The organism is Methylophaga sp. (assembly GCF_965655755.1).
In the GTDB taxonomy this organism is placed as follows: Bacteria; Pseudomonadota; Gammaproteobacteria; order Nitrosococcales; family Methylophagaceae; genus Methylophaga.
Map to the genome: position 1 here is coordinate 85,040 of NZ_CBFHHW010000006.1, position 7,702 is coordinate 92,741.

The following is a 7,702-nucleotide window of genomic DNA, read 5'->3' on the forward strand; positions in this document are numbered from 1 at the left end:
TAAGAAACCGCCATTATCGGCAATAACAAGTCCCGTTCTGACGACACAAACGCGAACGCCGTGATGTTTTGCTTTGAATGCGGCTTGTTCCCATTTTTCACAAAGTTGATGGGCATAGTCATGACGATGTGGGCTTTGCTCTGTCAGTTCAATGGCGCCTTGATCACCATACCAGCCAACAGCTGAACCACTAATGAGGCTTAACGGTTTTTTATCCCGCGAAGCAATCCATTCCACCAGTTTATCGGTCAGCGTGACGCGACTTTCTTCTAATTCGTGCTTACGCTGGATGCTCCAGCGCTTATCAGCTACAGGCGCTCCAGCAAGGTTAATAATGATATCAATTTGCTCTGAGTGGCCTATTTCCTCCAAACTGGTGACGGCAATTGCTGATAACCCGCAGCGTTGATGGACTTTATCCCGATATCGACTCAGTACGATAACGGTATGACCCGCGGACTGTAACTGTTGGCATATTACTGAACCGATCAAACCAGTGCCACCGGTAATAAGATAATTCATATTAAATTCATCCTCTGTATGGCAGAGTTATAGAAAATGTTTTTTTGATAGAAGTTTACATACATTCAGGATAATCTACCCCGCGACAAGCGAGTGTGAAAAATGAAAATAAAAGTTGGTATTAGTAGTTGCCTGTTGGGAGAAGAAGTTCGTTACGACGGTACCCATAAACATTTACGTCTGGTGACAGACAGCCTTGCACGCTATTTCGATTTTGTGTCCGAATGTCCCGAAGTGGGAATTGGTATGAGCATTCCACGTAAACCTATTCGCCTCACTGGCGAGGTAGACAACCCCAAAGCCGTTGCTGTGCATGATGAAACGCTCGATTACACAAATGAGTTGACTCAATTTGGCCAGCAAAAAGCACAGCAGCACGACGATCTCTCAGGTTATATCTTCATGAAGAACTCGCCCAGTTGCGGCTTGTTTCGAGTCAAAGTCTATCAGGAGAATGGTTATCCCGCGGCAACACCGGGTCGTGGGATTTATGCACAAGCTTTTACTAATGCACACCCTCTACTACCTGTTGAAGAATCCGGACGTTTGAGTGACCCGACCTTACGGGAAAATTTTGTGACTCGAGTGTTTGCCTTTGCCAACTGGCAGGAACTAAAGAAAGCGGGACTCACCTCAAAAATCCTGACTGACTTCCATGCGCGCTACAAGTATGTACTCATGGCACACTCTCCAAAAAAATATGCCCAGTTAGGGCGTATGCTTGCCGATGCCGGTAATCAGAATATAGAGGAATTGGGTGAGCACTATTTCACTGCTCTGATGACAGTGTTGGGTGAGTTAGCATCCCGTAAAACGCATACTAATGTGTTAATGCATCTACAAGGGTACCTTAAGAAAAAAATTTCGGCTTCAGAAAAGGCTGAACTGGCAAATATTATCGAGCAATATCGAACCGCACAGTTACCGCTGATCGTCCCGGTCACGATGCTCAAACACCATTTCAATAATCATCCCGATCCCTACATTCAACAACAGGCTTATTTACAGCCGTATCCGGATGATCTCAGTCTACGTAATGCGATTTAATAGTATGTGAACGAAACGCCAATTTAGGCTACACTTCGATTGTAATAACACTCAAGGATAGATGTGGGATTAACCAAGGCGCTTTTCGCTAACGTAATTCTGACACTGGCTTATTTTGCCAGTGGCCAGTTGGTTGGCTTACTTTCTTTACCACCGGTAGATGCAACACCATTATGGGTTCCTGCCGGTATTGCTGTGACTGCCGTTTTGATCTGGGGTTATCGCCTATTGCCTGGGGCGTTTCTCGGTGACTTTCTGATTGGTCTTCAACTGAACGGATGGACAGATCTAAACGGATTGAGCTTAGCTTTTTTATGGGGCTTACAATCGCTGTTGCTGGCGGCTATTGCTCGCTGGATATTGGTCCGTTTTATTGATTGGCCCAATTCTCTCGTAAAAGAAAGTCATATTCTAAAGTTTTTCCTGATCACAGCGGTGATAGCACCACTGATTCCAACTGGGCTAATCATCGGTGGCCAGTTATTACTGGATGAGCTTACCTCATTGAGTGTCGCAAACAGTTTTCTGATCTGGTGGTTAGGGACAGCAATGGGGATTGTGATTGTTAGTCCTATTATGCTGAGTCTTTTTGCTCACCCCCGTTCTTCATGGCGGCCCCGTGTTATTACTGTTTCTATACCCATGATCGTGCTGTTGGCATTATTTCTGGTGATGTTAGATGCCGCGCGGGATCGTGAGAATGATTTAAACCAAACGCGATTTAATGCCAGTGCGGGCTTAGTCAATAGTCTGATAGAAAATGAGGTGGCTTTTCATCGTTCCGTGCTGAAATCGAGTCAGGCGTATTTTCAAAATAGCGTCGATGTGACTAAAGAGGAATTCGATCATTTTTTGCGTGACGCTGTGGATCAACAGCAAGATATTGAAATCGTTGCTTGGTTGGAGTTCGTGCCCAAAGGCGAACAGTTCGAGTTCGAAGACGAGAATGATATTGCTATCAGACAATATGATGAGGCTAACCAGTTACTCGTTTACAAAACCTCGAATGCACCGTCATTAGTAGTGAAATATCTGGAAACAGAACAATCCTCCATGTTTAACAATATGTTGGGTCTGGATATTTGTACCAATGCGCACAGACGCCTTTGCCGCCTCAATGATATAGAACCTGAATCCGCTTATTTTGTGAATCTTTCACAATTGATTCCTAATGTCGATACATCCGATCAGTTAGTTCATCTGATGCCGGTCATGAATAAAACAGGAAATTTACGTGGTTATGTGATGCAAATGCTCCATTACCAATCTTTGTTCTCACAGATTTATTATGACAAAGCCTCTTCCTGGGTTGAGTTTGATGTCACCAGCCTGCAAACCGGGGAGGTGCTGTTTGAAAGCCAGCCCGATCAAGATAGAAAGCCGTTTATGACAGGCGAATCGTTTGAAACTTCTCATGTCATTAATCACGGTAATGATTGGCGTATTGATTACTATCCCTCTCGTTTATTTTTCGAAACCTATGCCAGTTGGTCTTTTTATTGGGTTGTGACATTAGTCTTATTTTTCTTCAGTCTTATCAGTGTCTGGTTACTTACCTTGTCGGGCCGTTACCGAGTTATTGAAGAAGAGGTTCGAAATAAGACACAGGAGTTGAACGAACACAGTGAGTTATTAGCCAGCAATGAGGAGAAATATCGACGCTTAGTTGAAAACTTACAAGATGAATACTTTCTCTACAGCCATGATCTTAAGGGTGTTTTTAGCTACGTAAGTCCCTCATTAGAATTAATATTAGGTTATTCCCAAGAAGAATTTTTGCAGCACTACACGACATTCTTATCTGATAGTGAAGTGAATCAAATGGTCCCACGGTTTACGGAGCATACCGTCGCCGGAAACAAATCAAATTATGAGTTGGAGATCATCGACAAGCAAGGAGAGTTACACACCTTGGCTGTGACGGAGGTGCCAAGTTATAACGAAAACAAAGAAGTGATAGGTGTTGAGGGTATTGCCCGCGATATAACCCGGTTCAAGGCATCTCAACTGAGGCTGGAAAAATTATCGCTGGCGGTTGAACATAGTCCCAATGCCATCGTGGTGATGGATAAAGAAGGTCAAGTTGAGTATGTGAACCCAAAATTTACCGACATCACCGGCTATAGTAATGATGAGAAGCTTGGACGGTGGCCGGATATGATTAATTCTGCGGTCAACATGCCGGGTATTTATGAGGAAATATGGCGCACGATTCGGAAAGGCGAAAATTGGCGTGGCGAACTGCAATACCGTAAGAAAAATGGTGATTTGTATTGGGCGCAGGAATTAATAGCTCCGATGTTGAATGCAGAGGGACAGGCAACACACTTCGTAGTCACACAGGTGGATATCACCGAGGCACGACGTTTGAGTGAAGAAACCTCATATCAGGCTTCACATGATCAATTAACGGGATTAATTAACCGCCATGAATTCGATTTGCGTCTCGATCGAGTGATTCTGGCTGCCCAACATAACCTTACCGAGCATGCCTTATGTTTTCTGGATCTGGATCAGTTCAAGCTGGTCAATGATACCTGTGGTCACATTGCGGGCGATGAACTACTTCGACAGGTTGGAGGGTTGCTGCAGAATAATGTGCGCTCACGCGATACGATCGCCAGGCTCGGCGGTGATGAGTTTGCGATATTGATGGAACATTGCACCATTGATAAAGCATTTAAAGCCTGTGGTCAGATATTGCAGTTGCTGGCGGATTTTCGGTTTCATTGGGAGGACTATACCTTCACCGTGGGCGTGAGTATCGGACTTGCCATCATCGATCAACATACCAGTGATGGCAACGAGGCCTTAAGAAATGTTGATACAGCTTGTTATTCTGCAAAAGATGCAGGGCGTAACCGAGTCGAAGTTCACCGTGAAGACAGTGTTCGTCTGCAGGAACGGCGGGGAGAAATTCAATGGAGTACAGAAATCAGTGAAGCATTGGATGATGATCGCTTTGTACTTTATGCACAGCCGATTAAACCATTGAAAACTCCTGAAAGCGGCATGAGCTATGAGGTCCTGGTGAGGATGATCAGGAAAGATGGGCAGATTTCACCACCCGGTGCATTTTTACCTGCTGCTGAGCGTTATAACTCAATCGGGCGTATTGACCGCTGGGTCATATCGCATACGTTTTCTTGGTTGCATGCCAATGCAAATAGGTTAAATAACGTTGCGACAATATCAATTAACTTATCAGGTTTGAGCATGGGCGATGAGTCGATGCTTCAGTTTATTATTGATGAGCTTGCAAGGGCTAAAATCGCAGGCAAGAAGATCAAGTTTGAGATCACCGAAACAGCCGCCATTGCGAATCTAAGGGCCGCCACCAAATTTATTGATACTTTAGGTGAAAGTGGTATTCGTTTCTCTCTGGATGATTTTGGCAGTGGCTTATCGTCGTTTGCTTATCTGAAAAAGATGAAAGTCGATTCGCTTAAGATTGATGGCATGTTTGTTAAAGATATGTTGACTGACCCATTAGATTACGAAATGGTGAAATCAATTAATGAAATTGGGCATGTAATGGGATTACATACAATCGCTGAGTTTGTTGAAAACGATGCCATTCTGGCGAAACTCTCAGAAATTGGCGTCGATTTTGTGCAAGGGTATGCAATAGGCAAGCCTGAGCCTATCGATACTATTCTAACTACTTCCAACAACTATTGACTTTACGATGGTAGATAAAAGCCTTTTAATTCGTGAGCAACAGGCGGACTTGCTTTACGAGCAATCCCCATTCGTTAATGGTGTGATTATCGTTGTAGCGACGCTTTTGACATGGTTCTTTATGGAACGTGTTGATCATGTCGTGCTGATGACATGGACTATGGCCATCATTCTGGTAGCGCTTCTTCGCATTAGTCTATGGTACTGGAGGACAAAGCGGCTTCATCAGACTAAGGCATACAATTGGATAAAAAGGCATGTCTTATTAACCGGCGTCATGGGCATTGTTTGGGGCAGTGCAAGTATCTTTTATTTTCTAGTCGATGATGCTCAGGTCAACACGCTGTTATATGTATTGGTATGTGGTATCACAACAGCGGGTGTTCCGGTTTTAGCCGCTTGGTTTCCGGCTTATCTTGCTTATACATTACCTCAAGTAAGTATGTTGGTTTCTGTTACTTTTTATCAGGCATATTATCAACCGGAGACACAGGCACTTTCTTACTTTCTTATCTTTACATTGCTTATTTATTACACATTGTTAATTTCTTTGGCTAGGCGTTCACATAACCACATACAAAGCGAACTGGAGCTAAAAGAAAATAACAATAAATTGGTCGATAAGCTTAATAACGAGGTTCTTCTTCGAGAGCAATTAATTGATGCGCGAACACACGAGCTTAAAAAAGCGAATAAAACCCTAGAAGAAAGTCAGGATCATCTCCTGACGCTATCGAGTGCAGTTGAGGCCAGCCCGAACGGTATTCTAATTACAGCCGCTAACGGAAAAATTCAGTACATGAACCCAAAAGCTGAGCTCATCACTGGCTATAACAACGAAGAGGTTGTTGGGCGTTCGGCAAAAATATTCCGATCGAAGCGGCATAAAGGAGAGGTTTTTTCTGATATCTGGTATTCAGTCAAAGCCGGTAAGGACTGGTTAGGGGAGATTGAAAACAGGCGTAAGAACGGTGAAAAATACTGGATAAAAGAATATGTGGCTCCTATACACAATGAAGACAATGTAATTACACACTTTGTTGCTATTTTAGAAGATATTACGGAAGCAAGAGAGCTGGCTGATCAATTGTCGTATCAGGCTACTCACGACAGTCTTACAGGGTTAATTAACCGAACCGAATTTGAAAGACGTTTAGATGAGCTGGTTGGCAAAGCAAAAAAAACAGACTCAGTGCACGCACTGTGTTTCGTCGATCTCGATCAGTTCAAGGTTATTAATGATACCTGTGGACACATAGCGGGAGATGAGCTGCTTAGACAACTGAGTGACATGCTGATCAGGAAAATACGTAAAAGCGATACTTTGGCTAGATTAGGAGGGGATGAGTTTGCCATTTTGATGGCTGATTGTAACCAAAACCAGGCGAAAAAAGTCGCTCAAGAAATATGTGAGCACATTGAGCAATTTCAATTTGTGTGGGAAACGCGAGTTTTCACAATCGGCGCCAGTATCGGTGTGACAAAAATTCATTCACTATCAGTCGACAGCACAGAAGTTCTCAAACAAGCAGATACCGCTTGTTATGCGGCTAAGAATGCCGGCAGAAACAGAGTTTATATTTTTGAGAACGATGATAAACAGCTTGTAGCACAACAAGGTGAGTTCTTGTGGGTAAATGAAATTAGACGAGCACTCTCAGAAGACCGGTTTGAGTTGTATGCACAGCCTATTTTTGATACTAGGGACTCATATCCGGCGGCTTTTGAAGTTTTGCTCAGACTGCGTCATGAAAACGGCGAGTCTGCGTCACCTGGTGCATTCTTGCCATCAGCAGAACGCTATAATTTATCAGATAAAATTGACCGGTGGGTGATTGAGAAAACATTTAATTGGCTGGATAAACACGTCGATGATATACCGCATTTAAAGCAGATGGCTATTAATTTGTCTGGCGCTTCACTTGGTAAACAGGAAATGTTGGCCTATCTGATAGATAAATTAAAGGAAGCTAAATTTCCTGCCTCAACAATTCAGTTTGAAATTACCGAAACGGCAGCGGTTAGCAATTTGAGTGATGCCAGGCATGTAATTCAGGTGTTAAGTGAACTTGGCTGCAAATTTTCTCTGGATGATTTCGGAACGGGTCTCTCATCATTTGGTTATCTTAAGAACCTGCCTGTGCAGAGTATTAAGATTGATGGTGTATTTGTAAAAGATATGGTGAATGATCCTTTGGACTTTGAAATGGTCAAGGCTATTAATGATATTGGCCATGTCATGGGCATGGAAACGATTGCTGAATTTGTTGAAGATGAACTCGTTTGGAATAAACTTCGCGCTATGGGAGTGGATTATGGTCAGGGGTTTTTCTTAGGAAAACCGGAACCAATTGATCATATCCTCAATTGGAGAGTTTGATATCGTTAACGATCCGACAAGATGACTTAATGAGACTTCAGACATGAAACGTCGTCAGTTCTTATTATTAGC

At 43.2% G+C, this 7,702-nt stretch carries 4 protein-coding genes; 3 read left to right on the forward strand and 1 reads right to left on the reverse strand.

Annotated features, from left to right (window positions below):
• A partial coding sequence (locus ACTF5U_RS03880) for an NAD-dependent epimerase/dehydratase family protein (RefSeq protein ID WP_438970328.1) occupies window positions 1–522 on the reverse strand: 522 nt, incomplete at its 3' end.
• 102 nt (window positions 523–624) lie between these two features.
• Between ACTF5U_RS03880 and ACTF5U_RS03885 the strand changes: the two genes are divergently transcribed.
• The 3 genes from ACTF5U_RS03885 to ACTF5U_RS03895 all read left to right on the forward strand — a co-directional run bounded on the left by ACTF5U_RS03885 (window position 625) and on the right by ACTF5U_RS03895 (window position 7,630).
• The gene (locus ACTF5U_RS03885; RefSeq protein ID WP_438970329.1) at window positions 625–1,569 is read left to right on the forward strand and encodes a YbgA family protein; all 945 of its coding nucleotides are present in this window, start codon (window positions 625–627) and stop codon (window positions 1,567–1,569) included.
• A 63-nt stretch (window positions 1,570–1,632) separates the two neighbouring features.
• Window positions 1,633–5,250, forward strand: a complete 3,618-nt coding sequence (locus ACTF5U_RS03890; protein ID WP_438970330.1) for an EAL domain-containing protein — start codon at window positions 1,633–1,635, stop codon at window positions 5,248–5,250.
• A 160-nt stretch (window positions 5,251–5,410) separates the two neighbouring features.
• Window positions 5,411–7,630: an EAL domain-containing protein gene (locus ACTF5U_RS03895; RefSeq protein ID WP_438970331.1), complete on the forward strand. Its 2,220-nt coding sequence runs from the start codon at window positions 5,411–5,413 to the stop codon at window positions 7,628–7,630.
• Window positions 7,631–7,702 lie beyond the last annotated feature (72 nt).